Source organism: Pantoea allii (genome assembly GCF_046529425.1).
Classification (GTDB): domain Bacteria; phylum Pseudomonadota; class Gammaproteobacteria; order Enterobacterales; family Enterobacteriaceae; genus Pantoea; species Pantoea allii.
Genome location: NZ_CP125958.1, coordinates 1,747,856 through 1,769,149 on the forward strand (window position 1 = coordinate 1,747,856; position 21,294 = coordinate 1,769,149).

Here is a 21,294-nt window from a genome sequence, read left to right on the forward strand (position 1 = left end):
GTTTCATGAAAAAAATTGTCCTGGTGATCAAAGACGCTTACTCGTATGCGGGCACCGAAAATATCTGTAATTTTATGTCGGAATGTCTCGGCGATGAGCACGACGTCACCATCTACTCGCTAGAGGGGCACGGTGAACCCTTTTACCCTTTTGAGAAGGTCAAACAGATCGTCAGCTTTGAAGGGGAAAGCAATCCCATCAAGCGTGCCGTTGCCCGTATCCAGCAGGAAGGCTTCGACAACGTATTTTTAATCAGCATGGGTCGCCTGAGCGTGATGTTTGCCTTCTGGAACCTGATGACGCTGAAAAAGAAGCGTTTCAAAGCTTATGCCTGCGAGCACATCGCCATTAACTCCTTCAGTAAACCCATTAAATTCCTCAAGTTCCTGCTACTGCGCTACTACGATCGCGTCATCGTGCTGACGGATAAAGATCACCAGGTGTTTCAGCGCTGGCACATTCCCAGTCAGGCCATTCCTAACCCGGTAGTGTACAAATCCTGGCATCGCACCACGCGCCATCGTCAGGCGCTGGCCGTGGGCCGTCTGGACAATCAAAAGGGATTTGACCTGTTACTGGATATCTGGCGCGACTTTACGAGAGCGCATCCTGACTGGACGCTGGTCATTGCCGGCGACGGCGAATTACGTCAGCAGTTGCACGATCAGGCGGCGGTACTGGGCATCACTTCCAGCGTGAATTTTGTCGGTAAAGTCACCAACATCAATGATTACTATCGCGACAGTGATATGGCGCTGATGACCTCGCGCTACGAAGGTTTGCCGCTGGTGCTGCTGGAAGCAAAATCCTGGTCACTGCCGGTCGTCGCCTATGACTGTCCAACCGGCCCGCAGGAGATCATTAACCACGGTGAAGACGGTTTCCTGGTGCCAATGAACAAGAAAAGCGAATTCCTGGCGCGGATGGAACAGCTCGCCAGCGATGATGCGCTGTTCTACGCCATGAGCGAAAAAACCCAACAAACCGCGCTGAAATTTGACGGCAAGCAAATTAAACAAAGCTGGCTGGCACTGGTGTAACGGGCTGGAGAAGCTCACTTTTGATGTGCCTCATGGGACACCTTTTATGGCTGAGTTTATAGCCTTCATGACGACGGGATTTATTGCATGAAAAGAAGAGAAGTCTTGCAAACCGCAGCCTCCGCCCTTGTAGGGGCGCTCTCCGTGAGCACCTTTTCCAGTTACGCCGCTAAAAACAATGGCATGGCGCTAAAGTCGGTTGATGCCACCGTGATTCCCAAAGGCGATGTACCCATTCTGACACCTGAAAACGTCTATGCGATGCCGCCGCAGTTTTGGCAAAACTTTCAGGGAAAACTGTGGATTGGTCAATCCGGCAGTGATGCCAGCAAACCGGGTAACCAGATACCGGTATTCCTGCGCGATGCAAAAGGTAATCTGGCACAAATCAGCCAGCCGATTACCCTGAACAAAGGCAATTTTGACCAGTTCGTTAAAGATAATGCGGCGCTGATAGCCAACCCCTCGCACTCGATGGCGCTGGAAGACAGCAACGGGCAGATGGTGTTTAACATTCCTGATGTCAGCCAGCCGGGCCAGGCGGCCTTCAGCCAGCGTCTGGCGCAGCCTGCGGGTTACCAGCTTATTGGCGAGATCCCCTCGGTAGACGATCTGCGCAAGACGCGACCGCTGTTTGAAGGGGCAAAAATCAAGCTGAAAAGCTGGCACGCCGGGCTTGAAGTGGGCGGCGGTGAGTTCGTCGGCAGCTTTCAGCCGGCGCAGGACGATCAGGGGGTGATTTTCAGCGGCGACGGATTTCACTGGCGTCGCGTGGTCGATGACTTCAACCGTCTGTCGCTGTTTGATTTTGGCGCTATCGCTGACGGCAAAACCGACAGTGCGCCCGCGATTAAAGCCATGTACCAGTGGTCGCAACAGAGCGATCAGCCCATCTGTGTGCAGTTCCCTGCCGGTACCTTCTTTGTGTCCGGCTGTGATTTCGGCGAAGAACAGCGCCGTTTCTTCCGTATCTCCGGGGCGATGGTTAACTTCGGCTATTTCCCGGCGACCACCATCGTTTCAGATGGTAAATCCCCGTTTGTGTTCGAAGTCAGCGCCCGCTGGGTGGAAATCTCTAACCTGATTTTCAACGGCAATACGGATTCCAGTCCCAATAAACAGGGCCTGTTCCGTAATACCTGTCCGGGCGGCCAGTTTTTCCGTGGCGCGTGCCTGCGCTTCAACCAGGTCGGCGGCACCGCGCTCAGCCTGCTGGATACACTGGATTGTAAGATTGACCAGTGGTACGCCTCGGCCTGTACCGGTGATGTGATCCAGGCGGGCTGGTCCGGTCAGAAGAAGGGCAACTGGGATCACAGCACGGCCATCGAGCTGTCTAACTTTAACGCTCAGCATTGTAAGGGCGGCAAAGTCCTCAATCTACCGCGCTGCAGCCAGTCGCTGATTCATAACGGCTGGATAGAGCACTGCGACAATCCGGGTGATATCTCAAACGGACAGTGGATTATTGACGCCCTCAGCCTTGAGGATTGTAAAAATCCGCTGATCGCCTGGCATTCCCGCCTGAATACACGTCAGACCAACCTGCAATCCGGTAGCTGGATTGATAATTCAGAGCAGGGCGACCGGTGGTTAAGCGCCTGGGAGATGGGATCAACCCGCGTTGAATCCTATGGCGTCGCCATTGATGGCAGCCTGAAATATAACTACCTCACCTCGCGCTGGTTGTTGGAAAACAACAGCAATCAGGCCGTGTGGTTCGAACTGGCTAATCTTTATTCCCCGACCGTCGGTGATTCGTGGGAAATCGAACTCTTTGGTCAGTCGCAGTTCAATAACGGCACGGACGGTGAACCGCTGATGAACCTGATCAGTGGCAAAAACACCGGCGGCCGGGCGGTGATTCATATTCAACGTAAGAAAGACCATGCCGAAGCCAGCTGGTCAGCGGAAGGCAGTAGCCCGGTGCTGGATGTGCGTTACGTCGCCAAAACCGATACCGACACCCAGGTTTTCGTCAAACTGGCCGGCTGGACGCCATCTGCCGCCGTGATGATCAAGAGCACAGCGAAAGATCGTTTTGTGACCGGCCGTTGTGCGCGGGTCGATGCCAAAATGGCGAAGGCCACGCCGGACAGCAGCAGCCATGCTGCCCCACAGCGTTTCAGCCTGCACAATGGCAAAGCGGGCGTGGGCGCGAATGAGCAGGGGGATTTATTGCTGGCCTCCCGCACGTTGTCTGATGACAAGGTGGATACCAGCAAACCTGAAGGATTCGTGTCTGTCGTTATTAACGGTAAGCAGGTCGCTTTACCGTATTTTGCTATCAAATCGTCATGAGAGAGGGCTGCCTGATGGCAGCCAACACCAACAGAATCTGGGACGTTGGTGAACTGAAATAACTTGCTGTTTTTAATCGTATTCATTTTGCCCGTTTCGGAACTGGGCGGTTGGTAGAATTAGAAAAAATTATTCGGAGTTTTTATGAAGATTTTATTGGTGGGTAACCATACCTGTGGGAATCGTGGGGATGGCGCGATTCTACGTGGACTGATTGATTCAATTCAGGCCGCGCGCAACGATGTAGATATTGATGTTATAAGCCGTTATCCAACCAGCTCCGGTTATCTGCTTCAGCAACATATTCAGCAGGATAAGCTCTTCCTGCACAATAACTCCTCGGGTAAAGGCCTGATTGGCTCCGTGAAACGCAAAGTCGCTAACCGACTGATGCCGAATATCATGATGGCGCACCTGGGCAAAGGCGGGCCGTATAAATCCTTTTCCGTTCCGCCGCACCTAAAAGCTTTTACGGAAAGTCTGGCGCAGTACGATGCGGTGATTCAGGTTGGCGGATCGTTTTTCGTCGATCTCTACGGTGTTACCCAGTTTGATCATGCGCTCTGCGCGCTACTGGCGAAAAAACCGCTTTATCTCATCGGTCACTCAGTCGGCCCCTTCCAGAACGCCCGCACTAATCAACTGGCCAATTTTGTCTTTGACCGGGTTGATCAACTTATTTTGCGTGAGTCTGTCAGCCTGGACCTGATGAAGCGCGACGGCGTGACCAGCTCGAAAGTGGTGCCCGGCGTCGATACCGCATTCCTGGTTCGCGCCCGCCACGTTGACAATCCCAGCCACAGCCTGCAGCACTGGCAAAGCGTCATCCGTGAACGTAAAACCATTGCGATTACGGTCCGCGAACTGGCCCCGTTTGATAAGCGTCTCGGCGTGACGCAGCAAGAGTATGAAGCCGCATTCGGTCGGGTGATCAATGCCATGATCGCCAGCGGTTACCAGGTCGTGGCGTTATCAACCTGCACGGGCATCGACAGCTATGCAAAAGATGACCGTATGGTGGCGCTGACTTTACGCGACCATGTCCAGCAGCCTGAGCATTATCACGTTGTCATGGATGAGTTTAACGACCTTGAGTTGGGAGTGCTCCTCAGCGAGTGTCATTTGACCATTGGAACCCGTCTGCACTCAGCCATCATCTCAATGAACTTTGGCACACCTGCGGTCGCTATTAACTATGAACACAAATCCATGGGCGTCATGAATCAGTTAGGTCTGCCGCAAATGGCGACCGATGTGCAGAGCCTGATGGACGGTTCGCTGATTGATAAGGTTCAGGCTATCCTGGCCGACTACGACACCATCAAGCAAAACGTCGACATCGCCGTGGCGCGCGAAAGGGAAGTCGGTAACAGAATCACGGAAGAGATTCTAAACGTAATAGGATAATGTGATGAAACTGACTTTTTTCACTATGCGTTTCCCGGTTGCCTCAGAAACCTTTGTTCTCAACCAGGTCACTCACTTTATTGATGCCGGTTACGACGTCGAGATTATCTCGGTGTTTCCGGGGGACTTAGTGAACCGGCACGGCGCGTTTGACGAATATGGCCTGGCGGCAAAAACCCATTATCTGCTGCCAGAAGAGAAAATTTCCCTGGCTGATAAGCTGGGGCAACGCCTGAAACTGGTTCTGCCGAAAATCACCAAAGTCTCGTTACTCCGTTCGCTGAACGTGCGCCGCTATGGCGCACAGTCCAGCAAACTGCTGCTGCCTGCGATTGTCGCCAACGCGCGCCAGACCTACGTCGCCGATGTCTTTCTGGTGCATTTCGGCTACGCCGGTGCGCTGGCAAACAAGCTGCGTGAACTGGGTATCCTGAAAGGTAAACAGGCAACGGTGTTTCACGGAGCGGATATCTCCCGTCGTCACATCCTGGACGAGCACAAGCAGGATTATCGCAATCTGTTCCAGCAGAGCGAACTGATGCTGCCTATCAGCCATCTGTGGCAAAACAAGCTGATTGCAATGGGCTGTCCGCCAGAGAAGATCCACGTTACCCGCATGGGCATCGAACCGGAAAAATTCAATTTCCAGCCGCGTGATGCCTTTCACAAGCCGTTGCGCATTGTGTCCGTCGCTCGCCTGACCGAAAAGAAAGGGTTGGACGTGGCCGTTAAAGCCAGCGCCATTCTCAAACAGCGCGGCGGGCAGTTCCAGTACACCATCATCGGTAATGGCGACCAGGATCAGATGATGCGTGACTTCATCGCGCACGAAAAGATGGACGACTGCGTCACCATGCCGGGCTTTAAACCTCAGGAAGAGATCCGCAAGGCACTCAATGAAGCCGATATCTTTCTGTTGCCTTCGAAAACAGCCGCAGATGGCGATATGGAAGGGATTCCGGTTGCCCTGATGGAAGCGATGGCGGTGGGGCTGCCGGTGGTCTCCACCTTCCACAGTGGGATTCCAGAGTTAATCGAACATAACGTTTCGGGCTGGTTGGTGAAGGAAGATGATGCCGAAGCGCTGGCCGACACGCTGCTGAAGTTATCTCAAGGCGAAGTGGACGTTGCGCCGGTTGTCGCGGCCGCCAGACAAAAAGTTGAAACCGAGTTTAATCAGCACATCGCGTATCGCGAGCTGGCACAGATTCTGGAGCAAATGGTTTGAGTGGAATAAAGTCACAGGCGATGTGGTTGTTTGGCAGCACCTGTTTTTCAGGCGTATTACAGGTCGCCCAACTGAGTATTCTCGCCCGGAAACTCGAAACCCATGAACTGGGGCTGTTGGCGATCATCAACGCGATTCTGGCGGTAGCAGGCGTGCTGCAGGACATGGGCATGAGCAGTTATCTGGTGCATCGCCAGAACATTACCCGGCGCGAACAGAGCACCATCTACTGGGTGAACGTCTCGCTCAGCTTGTGTACCGGCCTTGTTATGCTGTTGATTGCCTGGCCTGTTTCCTGGTTCTATCATCTGCCGGAACTGGTGGGGCTGATTATGCTGACCAGCCTTAACTTTCTGGTACTGGGGCATCTTTCGCAATATCAGGCGCACTACATTAAAACCAAACGCATGGTGTCGCTGGCGAAGATTGAAATGGGCACCAAGCTGTTTGCGTTTCTGTGCGTCGTGGCGATGCTGGAGTTTACCTCGCTGACGGTGGCTGCGGCGATCCTTGGCCTGTTCATCAACGCCTTCACCCGCATTCTGTGCATGATTGCGCTGGGTGAGAAGTCCTGGCGTCCTACATGGGAATTCGACAAGCAAACCTTCTTGAGTGCGATACGTTACGGCATCTATCAGCTGGGTTCACAGACCATTAACCAGCTCCGCACCCAGGCCGATGCGCTGGTGGTCGGTAAAGTGATGGGGGCCGAGATGCTCGGCATCTATTCACTGGCAAAAGAGCTGGTGCTGCAGCCGCTGAAGTTGGTGTCGCCGGTCATTAACCGCCTGGCACTGCCGCGTTTTGCCGAGAAGCAGCAGGACCCGGAGCAGTTGAAGAAGCTGTTCCTGAAAGGCACATTGATGATAATGCTCTTCAGCAGCGCCATGTACCTGGCTATCGGTATTCTGTCTCCGGTCATTGTACGCGTGCTCTATGGTGCATCTCATGAACAGGTTTATCACCTGATCCCGCTGATGCTGCTGTTTGGTATGTTGCGTCCAATGGGCGGACTGACCGGGGCGATTTCCCAGGCGAATGGCCGCACTAACGTGGAGTTCTACTGGAACATCGTAGCCAGCCTGGTGGTCATGGCCGTGCTTGCCACCACCTTCATCTGGCCAAACGTGCTCTATGTCGCGCTGACGTTGTCGATCTCACAGGTGCTGATTTCCGCCCTGGCGCATCCATTCTTCATCAAGCCAGTGATAGGTATCCGCTTTATCCCTTACGCCCGACAGTGGGTATCTGTGTCGGTGCTGTTTGTGGGACTCATGCTGCTGGTTAATCACTTCGATCTTTTCGTGATGCCAGAATGGTTTGAACAGTGGCTGTAAGCCAATAACTACGGGCGACCTCAGGTCGCCCGTTTCTTTTTACTGCTGGTATTAAAAACACCTGAGTAAATTCTGATAACACGTCTCAGGCTCGCCTTAATTAATTGTGTTCACTCCGCATATTTCGGTGTTCAGGCATCGTAAAAACCCGAATTTGTAAGATTTCACAGCGAGTTAGTGTTGCCTTTTCAGATAAAGATTATACTTCCTTTTCCGGTCCATCCGGCATAATTGACGTATGTCTTCACTTCATTAGATGGAATAACTATGACCAAGCTTAAAGCAGTAATCCCGGTTGCGGGTCTCGGTATGCATATGCTTCCGGCGACTAAAGCCATTCCGAAAGAGATGCTGCCTGTAGTGGACAAGCCAATGATTCAATACATCATTGATGAGTGTGTTGCGGCAGGTATCAAAGAGATTGTGCTGGTCACCCATGCGTCAAAAAATGCGGTAGAAAATCACTTTGACACCACCTATGAGCTTGAAGCTCTGCTCGAAGCACGCGTTAAGCGCCAACTGCTGAGTGAAGTCCAGTCAATTTGCCCACCAGGCGTGACCATCATGAACGTGCGCCAGGCGCAGCCATTGGGCCTGGGCCATTCCGTTCTCTGCGCACGTCCTATGATTGGCGACAATCCTTTTGTTGTTGTCCTGCCGGATGTGCTGTTAGACGATTCCACCGCTGACCATTTACGCTATAATCTCGCGGCAATGGTTGCACGTTTTGAAGAGACAGGTAACAGCCAGGTACTGGCAAAACACCTTACTGACTACGATCTGTCTGAGTATTCCGTTATCACTACGGAGCAGCCGCTGGAAAACCCAGGCGATGTCAGCACCATTACCAACTACGTTGAGAAACCAGAGCATCCGGATGAGTTAAACTCGGATCTGGCAGCGGTAGGCCGTTACGTGCTTTCTGCGGATATCTGGGCTGAACTGGAACGTACCGAACCGGGTGCATGGGGCCGTATTCAGCTGACGGATGCCATTGCCAGCCTGAGTAAGAAGAAAACGGTGGATGTGTCACTGATGACAGGACACAGTTTCGACTGCGGACGTAAAATGGGTTACATGCAGGCATTTGTTTCTTATGGTTTGCGTAGCAATGCGCAAGGTCGCGAGTTCCGCGAAGCCATCAAGAAAATTCTGGCGAAGTAATCACATATTATTCGCTGCGGCTGATGCGGCAGAAAGGGAGAAAAGATGGCTATTTTGGTAACGGGAGGAGCAGGTTATATCGGCTCCCACACAGTGCTGGCACTGCTTGAGCGCGGTGATGATGTGGTGGTACTGGATAATCTGTGCAACGCCTCGCGTGAGGCCATCAATCGGGTTGAAAAACTTGCCGGTAAGAAAGCCACCTTTATCGAAGGTGATGTTCTTGACCGCGCCTGCCTGCGTGACCTGTTCGCTTCAAACAGTATCTCTGCCGTGATTCACTTTGCCGCGTTAAAAGCGGTAGGGGAGTCAACGCGTATGCCGCTGGAATACTACGAAAACAACGTAGCCGGCACGGTAGTTCTGCTGGAAGAGATGCGCAATGCGGGCGTCTGGAACTTTATTTTCAGCTCTTCCGCCACCGTTTACGGTGCCAATGCGCCCGTGCCTTACGTGGAAACCACACCGATTGGTGGTACCACGAGTCCGTATGGTACCTCCAAACTGATGGTTGAATTTATCATTCGTGATTTCGCCAAAGCTGAACCTCATTTCAAAACCATTGCACTGCGCTACTTTAACCCGGTCGGCGCGCATGAGTCGGGTGAGATTGGCGAAGACCCAACGGGTATTCCTAATAACCTGCTGCCCTATATTGCCCAGGTCGCTATCGGTCGGCTGGACAAGTTAGGCGTTTTCGGCGGTGACTATGACACGCCAGACGGCACCTGTCTGCGTGACTATATTCATGTTGTCGACCTGGCGGAAGGCCACCTGAAAGCGCTGGACCATCTTGGCAAGATTGAGGGTTATAAAGCCTATAACCTCGGCGGTGGGAAAGGTTTCTCCGTATTGGAAATGATCAAGGCGTTTGAGAAGGCCTCAGGCAAACCGATTCCGTTTGAAATCAAGCCACGTCGTGATGGTGATTTGCCTGCGTTCTGGGCGGATGCCTCGCTGGCAAACCAGGAACTGGACTGGCGGGTTTCGCGTGGTATCGATGCGATGATGCGCGATACGTGGAACTGGCAGTCGAAGAATCCGGATGGGTTTCGCTAATCCCGTCACGTTGAGCGTATAAAAAACCCCCACGTTGTTTAATGACTACATAGCATTAGAACAACGTGGGGGTTTTTTCTTTCAGGCAGTTAATTTTTTTACATTAGCCAGCAAATGAAACTGGTTCATTAGAAAAAAATCAGAACATCAAGTTTTTGTTTTTTTAATGAATAAAATCAAGGGAATATGGCCGTTATACTTAACCTACTGTGCGAATGGATATAGAGCTTTGTAGATTAAATGAGCAAGTTTGTGATTTTGCAGCCGGGTTAATTACAAAATTGTCAAAAAGTGGCTTTTTAAACCTTGTTTCGAGACCCGTATAGTACGAGAATCGTAAGGTTTTTTATCGATTAGGCTGGGTTCTCAAAAATATTAGCCCGGCAATACAACGCCATTTTGTAATGCAGTCTATGCTTAACGATGGCTAAAACTACGTTCACGCAAGTGGTTGCGATAGCCAGGGGCGGTAGCGTGGTTAAAATATGACAACTCAGCAGTGGTGCATACATGCAAGAGATCGTTTGTGTTTTTCTAAGTGCATTTGCGTTGCTATTCATAGCGCGCAAAGTGGCTCGCAAAGTCGGGCTGGTTGATAAGCCCAACGACAGAAAACAGCATAAAGGACACATTCCACTGGTTGGTGGCGTTTCGGTCTACTTATCATTATGGATACTGTATATCATGCAGCCGGGTTGGTTACCTGACTTCACCATTTATATGTTCTGCGCTACTGTGCTTTTAGCCGTAGGCGTACTTGACGATCGTTTCGATCTGCCCGTAATGCCGCGCATAATGATTCAGGCACTAATGGCTTGCATCATGATGTGGAATGGATACTACCTCTACTCGCTAGGTAATGTTCTCTTTGGTTTTCAGTTAGTTTTAGGGATCTTTGGTTATGCTGTCACACTATTCGCTGTTATAGGTGCGATTAACGCGTTTAACATGGTTGACGGAATCGATGGGCTATTGGGTGCATTATCATGTGTGACCTTTGGCGCATTAGGCATTGTGTTTGAACTCGGTGGTAACAAGCATCTGGCGCTGTGGTGTACCTGCCTCATGGCCGCTTGTCTGCCTTACATATTGTTAAACCTCGGTATTCCATGGGGTAAAAAGTTTAAAGTCTTCATGGGCGATGCAGGAAGTACGCTAATCGGTTTCACAGTGATTTGGCTACTGATGTTGGCCACTCAGGGAACGGAGCCGGTGATGCGACCCGTTACCGCATTGTGGCTTATTGCCGTACCTCTGATGGACATGGTTCGGGTGATGACAGCACGCATTCGTCGTGGTTCAAGCCCATTTAAACCCGATCGTGAACATCTACATCATCTCCTTATGCGAGGTGGCTTAACCGGGCGTGGGACACTCGTTGTTATGGTTGCATGTGCGGCGGTGCTTGCAGCAACAGGCATTGGCTTTGATGCTTTTGGCCTCAGTGATTGTTGGCAACTGATCTTTTTCATTGGCATCTTTTTTACATTCAACGCCATCATTTATAAGTCAGCGCGTTTCCATAGGGTTAATCAAATTACTCTGACAAATCAGAATGATAACAATGTATTTGCAGATAAATATTGATGCGTGTTTTATAAATATTTCAAATGTAATAACGATTTTTTGTGGTTTGAAGTTTATCTTCATGTGAAAATTTAACGGCATTTTGAATTAGATGTTAGATGTTTAAAAATCTTTTCAGAATGTAGTACTAAAAATAATATTCTGGATAGCGAACGTGAAAATTTTAGTTACCGGTGGTGCGGGATTTATTGGGTCTGCTGTAGTTAGGCATATTATCAAAAATACTCAAGATACTGTGGTTAATGTTGATAAACTGACGTATGCAGGCAATCTTGAATCTCTAAAAGAAATCGATGGCCATCAACGCTATGCTTTTGAAAAAGCGGATATATGCAATGCAAGTGAGATGGCGAGTATTCTTCAGCGTCACCAACCTGATGCCATCATGCATCTGGCAGCTGAAAGTCACGTAGACCGTTCAATTACAGGTCCTGCGGCGTTCATTGAAACGAATATCGTAGGGACATACACGTTACTTGAGGCAACCAGACAATACTGGCTTCAACTTGATAGTGTTAAAAAAGAAAAATTTAGATTTCATCATATCTCAACGGATGAGGTTTATGGTGATTTGCCACATCCTGACGAGGTTGAGGTTGGGTCTGAATTGCCACTTTTCACTGAAGATACTGCCTATGCGCCGAGCAGTCCCTATTCTGCGTCAAAAGCATCGAGTGATCATCTGGTCAGAGCCTGGTCACGTACGTATGGGCTACCGGTAATCATAACGAATTGTTCGAATAACTATGGCCCATATCATTTTCCAGAAAAACTCATCCCGTTAGTCATTCTCAATGCGGTTGATGGTAAGCCGTTGCCGGTTTATGGCAAAGGCGATCAAATCCGCGATTGGTTATATGTAGAAGATCATGCCAGAGCACTTGTCGTCGTGGTTAAAATGGGCAAAGCGGGTGAGACATATAACATTGGTGGTCACAACGAGAAGAAAAATCTCGATGTAGTGCATACTATTTGCGATTTACTGGATGAAATCTGTCCTAAAGATGTTTCTTATCGTGAACAAATTACTTATGTAAAAGATCGCCCAGGCCACGATCGCCGCTATGCGATTGATTCAAGCAAAATAGCGCGTGAACTGGGATGGAAGCCATTAGAGACATTTGAGAGCGGGATTCGTAAAACAGTAAAATGGTATTTAGCTAACACACAGTGGGTAAGCAATATTAAAAGTGGTGCTTACAAAAGCTGGATTGAAGAGAATTACGGAGATCGTCAGTAATGGATATCCTGTTGTTAGGGAAATCGGGGCAGGTAGGTTGGGAACTTCAGCGTGCTCTGGCTCCTTTGGGAAATGTAATTGCGCTGGACAGACACTCCAAAGAATATTGTGGCGATTTAAGTAAGCCCGAAGAATTAATAAAAACAATTCGCCATATCAAACCTGGTATCATCGTCAATGCCGCAGCTTACACAGCAGTAGATAAAGCTGAGTCTGAACCTGAACAAGCTTATTTGATTAATGCTCACTGCGTTGAAATGATTGCAAAAGAAGCTCAGAAAATTAATGCCTGGGTTGTCCATTATTCTACTGATTATGTATTTTCAGGAACAGGCGACAGCGCATGGTCTGAATCCGATGTTACCAGCCCAATAAATACTTACGGTGCAAGTAAACTTGCGGGTGAGCATGCCTTAAGTACCTATTCAACTAACTATCTGATTTTTCGAACCAGTTGGGTCTATGCAGCGAAAGGAAACAACTTTGCAAAAACTATGCTGAAGTTGGCCATGCAAAGAAACGAACTTTCTGTAATAGACGATCAGTTTGGTGCACCTACTGGGTCGGAACTGCTGGCTGATTGTACTGCTCATGCTCTTAGAATGGCATTGAGTCAGCCTGACGTCGCAGGCATCTATCATCTGACTGCAAGTGGTACGACGTCCTGGTATGAATATGCATCATTGATATTTGATGAGGCACGAAAAACAGGTGTTGTGCTGTCTCTGGAAAAACTCAATGCTGTAGCAACCAGCGCTTATCCCACTCCAGCTCGACGACCTAATAATTCCCGGTTAAACAATACCCGTTTCCAGGAGGTGTTTGGGTTAAGGTTACCTGAATGGCAGTTAGGTGTTAAGCGTATGCTAAGTGAAGTTTTTGCAGCAATTCCGTAACAATAATCAATTGATTGCCTGATTTCAGGCTGATTGTGCTTAAAGAGATAAATGAATGGCAAAGCGTAAAGGAATTATTCTTGCAGGTGGATCTGGAACACGCCTCTATCCCGTTACAATGGCCGTCAGTAAACAATTACTGCCTATATACGATAAACCCATGATCTATTATCCGCTATCAACATTAATGCTGGCGGGTATTCGTGACATCTTAATTATCAGTACTCCCCAAGATACTCCACGTTTCGAGCAACTTTTAGGTGACGGAAGTCAATGGGGACTGAATCTTGAATACAAGGTTCAACAAAGCCCAGATGGACTTGCTCAGGCTTTTATTATTGGTGAAGAATTTATAGGCAATGATAACTGTGCATTAGTTTTAGGCGACAATATTTTTTACGGTCATGACTTGCCAAAATTAATGGAAACGGCAATAGAAAAAGAAAGCGGAGCGACTGTATTTGCTTATCACGTCAACGATCCTGAGCGTTACGGCGTTGCTGAATTTGATAAAGACGGGAAAGCCATTAGCCTTGAAGAGAAACCAGTTAACCCAAAAAGCAATTACGCTGTAACAGGTCTCTATTTTTATGACAATCGTGTAGTGGATATGGCAAAAAAACTCAAACCATCATCTCGCGGTGAGTTAGAAATTACGGATATTAATCGTCTTTATCTCAAGCAAGGTGATTTATCTGTAGCAATGATGGGGAGAGGCTTTGCCTGGCTTGATACGGGAACACATCAGAGTTTGATTGAAGCGAGTAATTTTATACAGACAATTGAAGAACGTCAGGGATTAAAAATTTCATGCCCTGAGGAAATTGCATACAGGAAAGGTTTCATTGATCGCGAGCAGGTTGCAAAACTTGCAAAACCACTTGAAAAAAATCAATACGGCCAATATCTGATGAGAATGATAAAACAGTAATAATTGATTTTTTATCCAGTATTATCATCTTAAATAAAAATCAGCCTTTAAGAAATTTATCATACAGATTGAAAATATGAATATCCTAAAAACAGATATTAATGATGTAATGATTATTGAACCAAAAGTATTTGGTGATGATCGCGGGTTTTTCTTTGAAAGCTTTAATAAAAAAGTTTTTGAGGAGGCAGTCGGCTACGAAGTAAACTTCGTGCAAGATAATCATTCTAAATCAAAGAAGAATGTTTTACGCGGGCTTCATTTCCAGAAATCACCCATGTCACAGGGTAAGTTAGTTCGCTGTGTTAAGGGTGAAGTTTATGATGTTGCAGTAGATATCAGACCGGACTCAGTTTCTTTTGGTAAGTGGATAGGTGTTTATCTCTCAGCTGAAAATAAAAAACAATTATGGATTCCAGAGGGTTTTGCCCATGGATTTTATACGTTAACTGAAGAGGTGGAATTTGTTTATAAAGCAACAGACTATTATTCTCCAGAAAACGAAAGATGCATAAAATGGGATGATAAAGATTTGAATATTACCTGGCCTCTTATGGATAATGTCAAGCCTGAGTTATCAGTAAAAGATGAGAAAGGAAGTTCTTTTAAATCAAATTTTACTAATTTCATATCTGTATAATACAATGAGTTTAATAAAAAACAGCATATTTAATCTGTCAGGGTTCATAATACCGACTATTGTAGCTATTCCGAGTTTGGGTATTTTAGCACGTACGCTTGGAACTGAGCTTTTTGGAATTTTTACGTTAGCATTTGCTGTAGTAGGCTATGCAAGCATATTTGATGCAGGGCTAACACGTGCGGTTATAAGAGAAATATCTTTATACAGACATGATGACGATGAGCAAGTTAAAATAATATCAACAGCATCAGTTTCTGTTTTGGCATTAGGATGTATAGCAGGAGTAATACTTTACTTTATCACTTCTTATGTCCCGGGTTTTTTGAATGTGTCAACAGTCAATGTGAGTGACGTTCAATCGTCATTTAAAGTGCTGGCGCTAACGATACCCGTTTTTTTATTGAATCAAATATGGTTAGCTTATCTGGAAGGGCACGAAAGGTTCGCTGTAATTAATATACAGCGCGCACTAAGTAGCTCCTCCATAGCAGCAATACCTGCGATTTTAGTGTTGCTGCATAATAGTCTTTATTATGCAATTTTAGGGTTACTGGTAGGTCGGGTTATTTCACTGATAATGAGTTTCTACTTTAGCCGTGAAATTATTCTCAGAGACTTTAAATTAAGTAAAGAAACTTATCTTCGGCTATTGAAGTTCGGTGGATGGATTACAATAAGCAATGTTATATCACCTGTCATGGTCTATTTTGACCGGTTTGTGATATCGCATCTGCTCGGTGCAAACAAAATAGCATATTATACAGCGCCTTCAGAAGCCGTCTCTCGTCTCTTAAATATTCCTACAGCACTTTCCAGAGCGCTTTTTCCTAAACTAAGTGCGGGCAACGTTGACAGAAAAAAACTTGAAAAATTGAGTTATTTATTAATGGCAGCATGTTGTTTGCCCATCCTTATCATCGGCATTCCGTTTGCCGAAAAGATACTGGTTGCCTGGATGGGAAATGATTATGCCGGAGAACCTGCAAAAATATTAAAGATCCTTTTAATTGGTTTTTTATTTAATGCGATGGCACAAATTCCATTTTCGAAAATACAAGCTATTGGCAAGGCACACATTACAGCAAGTCTTCATATGTTAGAGTTAGTACCTTATTTGCTAATGCTTTATTATTTAACTATTAATTATGCATTGACAGGGACTGCAATCGCATGGAGTGTGAGGGTGATAGTAGATTTTTTCGCTTTATTTTATCTTTCAAGGAAATTAGATGCAGAACGTTGACATAGCAATGGCAACCTATAACGGTGAAAGGTTTATAGCTGAGCAACTATTGTCTATACAAAAACAAACCTATCCTTACTGGACCTTGTATATCAGTGACGATGCATCTACCGATAACACGATTAAAATTATAAAAGATTTTGCATCTACTGATTCTAGAATAAAATTAATTAATACAGAAAGACAAGGCGGTGTAGTCAACAATTTCAACAAAGCTTTACTGGCTACCGATGCAGAGTATGTGTTGCTTTCAGATCAGGATGACTATTGGCCTGAGCAGCGAGTTGTTGATTTATTAAATTTCATCATGCATAAACCGCAGGACAAAGTAGCTATGGCTTTTAGTGACCTCACATTGGTCAATGAAAGTCTTAAAGTCATTTCCGAAAGTTTTTATAAGTCGCGTGCGATTGAGCCTACAAAAAACAGCGATTGTAGCGATCTGATTTGGCAATGCAGTGTTTATGGCTGCTCAGTAATAATGAATAGAAAACTGCTCGATAAGTGCTTACCAGTGCCACAAGGAATTACAATGCATGATAACTGGTTAGCACTCAATGCAGCTACTGAAAGTGGTTTATTTTTCTATGATCGCCAAACGATTCTTTATAGGCAGCATGACAATAATGTTATTGGTGGTTCAGGGAAAACCTTAGCCGAAAAGATAAAGTACCTGCCGAAAACATTCATTAAGATAATAAAGTACAGGAAAAAAATCACGAAGCTTATAGTAGAAGCAAAGAAAGTTAAAGGAAATGAGTCTCTGAGTTCCTTAGGCAACTCTTGGTTATCCGATATTATTTTTGCATTCAGACATATCTCACCAGCAATATTTTTTGGTAGCAGGAGAGGATATGCTTTATTCATGTTTATAGCTTTTTTGGTAGCCAGATGATTTATTTTACTTATTTTGCGATAACACTCGTTTTTTCATTGTTTAGGCATAAAAAAAGCGAAAGAATAACTTGTCTTATTATTACTTTGTTGGTTTTTTGCTTTTCTTATCCAGCCGGTAACGACTGGATTGGGTATTTCTTAAATTATGACTGTATTCAAAATAGTCAATGTGATGAAAATACACCTAGCTTTGAACCTGGTTTTAATTTAATAGTTTACATTTTTGGCAATTTAGGATTTATAGGCTACAACATAATAATAGTTTTATTCAATGTTTATTGCCTGGATAAATTTTCAAAACAATTTGAAAATAAAGCTTTTATATATTTTTCCATGCTGACTTTTATGTATTGGATGTTATATATAGAAGCTATAAGGCAATCGATAGCAGTTTCATTGTTATTATTGGCCATGCCGTTGCTTTTTAAAAGAAAAATAATAAATTATGTCATCTTGGTTTTGCTTGCAAGCACTATACATACAACAGCAATAATATGTTTAATCTTTATCTTACCTGTAATATCGCCGAGACTATCACGATTAAGTTCAATGTCGACATTGGCTTTATCCCTCGCATTTTTATTTATACCATTTGTTATTTTAAAAATAGCTTTCTCAGTTTTGCAGCCTGGTTCACTTGCGTACGAAAAGCTGAATTTTTACCTAAACTCTGAAGCTTATCGACCACAGCTTTCAGCCGGAATAGGTACCATATTTGACTTGATACTGATTGCACTAATTTTTATTTGCTATAAAGAACTAAAACGTAAAAAAGAGCCTTTTATTTTACAGCGATTGAATTTTGTATTGCCAGGAATTGTCCTTTATATAAGCTTTTCCATAATCATAGGGAAAATGATGCCAGTTATGACAAGAATTGGTTGGTATGGATTGCCTTTTATAATTATCGTACTCAATACGAAAATTTCAGATTCCATTTATTTCGATAAAATTAAAAGCACAGCGTCTTTTCCTGTTACCAAATTAATGATTTATCTTTTTCTGATCGCGCAAGCTGCTCGCCCAATGCTTTATGAGCATTCACGATATGGAATAATGAATCAGGAAACTATCTTCCAGGCAGCTAACTACCTTAATGATGAAGGGCTTTATATTAAAGCGCAAAAAAAATGCGCAGTTTTACATGAGATGGGGCTTGAATTCCTGTGTTCAATATAATGGTTAACATGTGGAATAACTGATTAAGGCAACGTAATGATTTTTATTGATGGAATTATCTATTCTCTACAAAACTCGGGTGGAATATCTGTTTATTTTGATGAGTATTTGAAATATCTGAAGAAAAATAAAATTGAAAACGAATTGATTATTTATCCTAATAATAATCCCTATGCCAGCGAATTCAATGTAAACCGAACTCCGCGGATGAGTCTCAGCATAGAAAGATATATTGACGTAAGCATTTCACCTGAAACAAAAGATGATATTTTCCATTCTAGTTATTATCGACTCCCCGTAAACAAAAAAAATGTAAAAATAATCACGACTGTGCATGACTTCACATATGAAGTTTTCCCAAAGGGACTCAAAACAATAGTTCATCATTGGCAAAAAAAACGTGCAATACTCAATAGTGATGGGGTTATTTGTATTTCTGAATCAACGCGAAAAGATATGCTTAAATACATCCCTGAAGCACGGGATATTCCTACAAAAGTAATATACAATGGCGTTAGCGATTTTACTCCTTTAGAGAAAACTTCCAGCAACGATAAATATGTGGTTTTTGTAGGGGCAAGAAATGGTTATAAAAATTTCACTTCTTGTGTAAAAGCACTTCACAATCATGAAGATATTAAACTTGTAGTAGTGGGTGGCGGCAAGTTTAACCCTGAAGAAATGACATTGTTAAATCAATATATTCCAGGTCGCTTTAATCATGCAGGATTTGTTAGTGAGGAAGAACTCAACTTACTTTACTCAAATGCCTATTGCCTTATTTATCCATCCTTGTATGAAGGCTTTGGAATCCCTGTCATAGAGGCAATGCGTTCTGGGTGTCCTGTTATAGCGTCGAACTCTTCTTCTGTAAAAGAAATCGCTACTGGCTCAGCAATTCTATTAGATAAAATCACCGAAGACGATATCAGTCATGCGTTGCTACAACTCGGTGATAACGTAATAAGAGAAAAATTAATCTCATCTGGATTAGTTAATTCTGCTAAATTTTCCTGGACAAAAATGGCTCAGGAAACATTAAATTTTTATGATGAAATAAGAGATATAAAATGAAAAAAGCATTAATTACAGGCGTAACGGGTCAGGACGGATCTTATCTTGCAGATTTTTTGCTGGAAAAAGGATATGAAGTCCATGGAATAATTCGACGCACATCATCGTTTAATACTGAACGAATTGATAATGCTTTGAGTAAAAATCGTAATATGTACCTTCACTATGGTGATTTAACTGATTCTTCAAACTTAATAAGATTAATGAAAGATATCAGTCCTGATGAGGTCTATAATCTTGGCGCAATGTCCCATGTTGCAGTTTCATTTGAATCGCCGGAATATACTGCAGATGTAGATGCGATTGGTACTCTTCGTTTGCTTGAAGCTATTCGTATTTGCGGCCTTGAGAAAAAAACCAGATTTTACCAGGCTTCTACTTCGGAATTATACGGTCAGGTAAGAGAAATTCCGCAAAAGGAAACCACACCTTTCCACCCTAGATCGCCCTACGCCGTTGCTAAAATGTATGCCTACTGGATCACTGTTAATTATCGTGAATCCTATGGTATGTACGCGTGTAATGGTATTCTTTTTAATCACGAATCTCCACGTCGTGGTGAAACATTTGTTACCCGTAAAATTACTCGAACACTGGCTAATATCGCGCAGGGGCTGGAGAAGCAGTTAGAGTTAGGGAATATGGATTCATTACGTGATTGGGGCCATGCAAAAGATTATGTACGCATGCAATGGATGATGCTGCAGCAAAATCAGGCTGACGATTTCGTTATCGCAACAGGTAAACAAATTTCAGTCCGTGAATTTGTAAGAATGTCAGCACGTGAGCTTGGCATTGAGCTGGCGTTCACGGGTACCGGTGTTGATGAAATTGCTACGGTAACGTCTGTTTCAGGTGATAATGCGCCTGAAGTAAAAGTCGGCGATGTTATTGTTAAAGTTAATCCCCGTTATTTCCGTCCTGCGGAAGTAGAAACGCTTCTCGGTGATCCATCGAAAGCGAAGGAGCTACTTGGCTGGGAACCTTTAATTACTGTAGAAGAAATGTGTGCAGAAATGGTAGGACACGATTTAGATAACGCGAAACAACATGCATTATTAAAAAGTCATGGCTTCAACGTTTCAATTTCTGTGGAAAGTTAATTATGCTTAAAAAAGTATTTATTGCAGGTCATCGCGGGATGGTAGGCTCCGCAATTCTACGCCAACTATCCAGGCGAACAGATATCGAAATTATTACAAAAACAAAAGAAGAGTTAAATTTACTTTCAAAAAATGATGTAGAAGAATTTTTCCAGTCTTCTGATATTGATGAGGTTTATCTCGCTGCTGCAAAAGTTGGTGGGATTCATGCTAATAATCATTTTCCAGCTGACTTTATTTATGAGAACATGCTGATTGAATGCAATGTCATCCATGCAGCGCATCTTGCCAATATACCTAAATTACTTTTTTTAGGTTCAAGTTGCATCTATCCAAAATTTGCCGAACAGCCAATTAAAGAATCTGCTCTTCTTACTGGCGAACTTGAACAAACTAACGAGCCTTATGCTATTGCTAAGATAGCAGGTATTAAATTGTGTGAATCTTACAACAGGCAATTTGGGCGAGACTATCGAAGCGTAATGCCAACTAATTTGTATGGTGAAAATGATAATTTTCATCCTGAGAATTCCCATGTTGTTCCTGCTTTGATGCGTCGCTTCCATGAGGCCATGCTTAATGACGATTCAGAAGTAATTGTATGGGGAAGTGGTAACCCTATGCGAGAATTTTTGTATGTGGATGATATGGCGGAAGCTTCGGTTTTTGTAATGGAGCTGAATAATGCTACTTACGCAAACAATACTGCACCTATGCTTTCACATATAAACGTAGGAACGGGTATTGATTGCTCTATAAGAGAGTTGGCGCAAACAATTGCTGAAGTAGTTGGTTACAAGGGCGAAATAAAATTTGACAGTTCAAAGCCTGACGGGACGCCAAGGAAATTACTCGATGTACAGCGCCTGAAAGATATGGGTTGGTCCTACTCTACCGATCTTAATGTTGGACTTAAAAAAACATATAATTGGTTTTTAGAGAATCAAAATTCTTTTAGGAAGTGA

The 21,294-nt window shown here is 44.8% G+C and carries 18 protein-coding genes; all 18 read left to right on the top strand.

From position 1 onward, the window contains the following. Positions 1 to 5 precede the first annotated feature (5 nt). The 18 genes from QNH99_RS08340 to QNH99_RS08425 all read left to right on the top strand — a co-directional run bounded on the left by QNH99_RS08340 (position 6) and on the right by QNH99_RS08425 (position 21,294). A complete protein-coding gene (locus tag QNH99_RS08340; RefSeq protein WP_410517548.1) occupies positions 6 to 1,040 on the top strand; it encodes a glycosyltransferase in 1,035 nt (344 codons plus the stop codon). A gap of 87 nt (positions 1,041 to 1,127) precedes the next feature. Next, positions 1,128 to 3,341 carry a phage tailspike protein gene (locus QNH99_RS08345; protein ID WP_410517549.1) on the top strand — a complete coding sequence of 738 codons (2,214 nt, stop codon included), beginning with the start codon at positions 1,128 to 1,130 and terminating at the stop codon, positions 3,339 to 3,341. A gap of 144 nt (positions 3,342 to 3,485) precedes the next feature. Continuing rightward, positions 3,486 to 4,748: a colanic acid biosynthesis pyruvyl transferase WcaK gene (gene wcaK, locus QNH99_RS08350; RefSeq protein ID WP_063880168.1), complete on the top strand. Its 1,263-nt coding sequence runs from the start codon at positions 3,486 to 3,488 to the stop codon at positions 4,746 to 4,748. Positions 4,749 to 4,752: 4 nt separating this feature from the next. Further along, complete coding sequence (locus QNH99_RS08355) at positions 4,753 to 5,976, top strand: glycosyltransferase (RefSeq protein ID WP_109717352.1); 1,224 nt, start codon at positions 4,753 to 4,755, stop codon at positions 5,974 to 5,976. Next, positions 5,973 to 7,313, top strand: a complete 1,341-nt coding sequence (locus QNH99_RS08360; protein WP_410517550.1) for a lipopolysaccharide biosynthesis protein — start codon at positions 5,973 to 5,975, stop codon at positions 7,311 to 7,313. The genes QNH99_RS08355 and QNH99_RS08360 overlap by 4 nt, the downstream gene beginning before the upstream one ends. Positions 7,314 to 7,580: 267 nt before the next feature. Continuing rightward, positions 7,581 to 8,477, top strand: a complete 897-nt coding sequence (gene galF, locus QNH99_RS08365; protein WP_063880165.1) for a UTP--glucose-1-phosphate uridylyltransferase GalF — start codon at positions 7,581 to 7,583, stop codon at positions 8,475 to 8,477. A gap of 45 nt (positions 8,478 to 8,522) precedes the next feature. Next, positions 8,523 to 9,536, top strand: a complete 1,014-nt coding sequence (gene galE, locus QNH99_RS08370) for a UDP-glucose 4-epimerase GalE (RefSeq protein ID WP_063880164.1) — start codon at positions 8,523 to 8,525, stop codon at positions 9,534 to 9,536. Positions 9,537 to 10,046: 510 nt separating this feature from the next. Continuing rightward, on the top strand, positions 10,047 to 11,123 hold the full coding sequence (gene wecA, locus QNH99_RS08375; RefSeq protein WP_096010810.1) for a UDP-N-acetylglucosamine--undecaprenyl-phosphate N-acetylglucosaminephosphotransferase: 1,077 nt from the start codon (positions 10,047 to 10,049) through the stop codon (positions 11,121 to 11,123). 154 nt (positions 11,124 to 11,277) lie between these two features. Beyond that, positions 11,278 to 12,363, top strand: a complete 1,086-nt coding sequence (gene rfbB, locus QNH99_RS08380) for a dTDP-glucose 4,6-dehydratase (RefSeq protein ID WP_145394133.1) — start codon at positions 11,278 to 11,280, stop codon at positions 12,361 to 12,363. After that, a complete protein-coding gene (gene rfbD, locus QNH99_RS08385) occupies positions 12,363 to 13,259 on the top strand; it encodes a dTDP-4-dehydrorhamnose reductase (RefSeq protein WP_096010808.1) in 897 nt (298 codons plus the stop codon). The genes rfbB and rfbD overlap by 1 nt, the downstream gene beginning before the upstream one ends. Positions 13,260 to 13,314: 55 nt before the next feature. Beyond that, positions 13,315 to 14,190, top strand: coding sequence for a glucose-1-phosphate thymidylyltransferase RfbA (gene rfbA, locus QNH99_RS08390; RefSeq protein ID WP_096010807.1), 876 nt, complete (start codon positions 13,315 to 13,317; stop codon positions 14,188 to 14,190). 76 nt (positions 14,191 to 14,266) lie between these two features. After that, the gene (gene rfbC / locus QNH99_RS08395) at positions 14,267 to 14,830 is read left to right on the top strand and encodes a dTDP-4-dehydrorhamnose 3,5-epimerase (protein WP_264417692.1); all 564 of its coding nucleotides are present in this window, start codon (positions 14,267 to 14,269) and stop codon (positions 14,828 to 14,830) included. Positions 14,831 to 14,834: 4 nt separating this feature from the next. Continuing rightward, entirely contained in the window at positions 14,835 to 16,076 is a 1,242-nt protein-coding gene (locus QNH99_RS08400) for a flippase (RefSeq protein ID WP_096010805.1), read from the top strand. Beyond that, positions 16,063 to 16,971 (top strand): glycosyltransferase family 2 protein, encoded by a 909-nt coding sequence (locus QNH99_RS08405; RefSeq protein ID WP_109717348.1) that lies wholly within the window; start codon positions 16,063 to 16,065, stop codon positions 16,969 to 16,971. The genes QNH99_RS08400 and QNH99_RS08405 overlap by 14 nt, the downstream gene beginning before the upstream one ends. Continuing rightward, entirely contained in the window at positions 16,968 to 18,152 is a 1,185-nt protein-coding gene (locus tag QNH99_RS08410; protein ID WP_410517551.1) for an EpsG family protein, read from the top strand. Before QNH99_RS08405 ends, QNH99_RS08410 begins: the two co-directional genes overlap by 4 nt. A gap of 36 nt (positions 18,153 to 18,188) precedes the next feature. After that, positions 18,189 to 19,226, top strand: a complete 1,038-nt coding sequence (locus tag QNH99_RS08415; RefSeq protein ID WP_410517552.1) for a glycosyltransferase family 4 protein — start codon at positions 18,189 to 18,191, stop codon at positions 19,224 to 19,226. After that, the gene (gene gmd / locus QNH99_RS08420; protein WP_096010801.1) at positions 19,223 to 20,329 is read left to right on the top strand and encodes a GDP-mannose 4,6-dehydratase; all 1,107 of its coding nucleotides are present in this window, start codon (positions 19,223 to 19,225) and stop codon (positions 20,327 to 20,329) included. Before QNH99_RS08415 ends, gmd begins: the two co-directional genes overlap by 4 nt. A 2-nt stretch (positions 20,330 to 20,331) precedes the next feature. Beyond that, the gene (locus QNH99_RS08425) at positions 20,332 to 21,294 is read left to right on the top strand and encodes a GDP-L-fucose synthase (RefSeq protein WP_410517553.1); all 963 of its coding nucleotides are present in this window, start codon (positions 20,332 to 20,334) and stop codon (positions 21,292 to 21,294) included.

Bases quoted from the DNA above. Each gene is read 5' to 3' on its own strand.
- QNH99_RS08340 (WP_410517548.1), top strand. From the start codon at position 6: ATGAAAAAAATTGTCCTGGTGATCAAAGACGCTTACTCGTATGCGGGC.
- QNH99_RS08345 (WP_410517549.1), top strand. From the start codon at position 1,128: ATGAAAAGAAGAGAAGTCTTGCAAACCGCAGCCTCCGCCCTTGTAGGG.
- wcaK (WP_063880168.1), top strand. From the start codon at position 3,486: ATGAAGATTTTATTGGTGGGTAACCATACCTGTGGGAATCGTGGGGAT.
- QNH99_RS08355 (WP_109717352.1), top strand. From the start codon at position 4,753: ATGAAACTGACTTTTTTCACTATGCGTTTCCCGGTTGCCTCAGAAACC.
- galF (WP_063880165.1), top strand. From the start codon at position 7,581: ATGACCAAGCTTAAAGCAGTAATCCCGGTTGCGGGTCTCGGTATGCAT.
- galE (WP_063880164.1), top strand. From the start codon at position 8,523: ATGGCTATTTTGGTAACGGGAGGAGCAGGTTATATCGGCTCCCACACA.
- wecA (WP_096010810.1), top strand. From the start codon at position 10,047: ATGCAAGAGATCGTTTGTGTTTTTCTAAGTGCATTTGCGTTGCTATTC.
- rfbD (WP_096010808.1), top strand. From the start codon at position 12,363: ATGGATATCCTGTTGTTAGGGAAATCGGGGCAGGTAGGTTGGGAACTT.
- rfbA (WP_096010807.1), top strand. From the start codon at position 13,315: ATGGCAAAGCGTAAAGGAATTATTCTTGCAGGTGGATCTGGAACACGC.
- rfbC (WP_264417692.1), top strand. From the start codon at position 14,267: ATGAATATCCTAAAAACAGATATTAATGATGTAATGATTATTGAACCA.
- QNH99_RS08400 (WP_096010805.1), top strand. From the start codon at position 14,835: ATGAGTTTAATAAAAAACAGCATATTTAATCTGTCAGGGTTCATAATA.
- QNH99_RS08405 (WP_109717348.1), top strand. From the start codon at position 16,063: ATGCAGAACGTTGACATAGCAATGGCAACCTATAACGGTGAAAGGTTT.
- QNH99_RS08410 (WP_410517551.1), top strand. From the start codon at position 16,968: ATGATTTATTTTACTTATTTTGCGATAACACTCGTTTTTTCATTGTTT.
- QNH99_RS08415 (WP_410517552.1), top strand. From the start codon at position 18,189: ATGATTTTTATTGATGGAATTATCTATTCTCTACAAAACTCGGGTGGA.
- gmd (WP_096010801.1), top strand. From the start codon at position 19,223: ATGAAAAAAGCATTAATTACAGGCGTAACGGGTCAGGACGGATCTTAT.
- QNH99_RS08425 (WP_410517553.1), top strand. From the start codon at position 20,332: ATGCTTAAAAAAGTATTTATTGCAGGTCATCGCGGGATGGTAGGCTCC.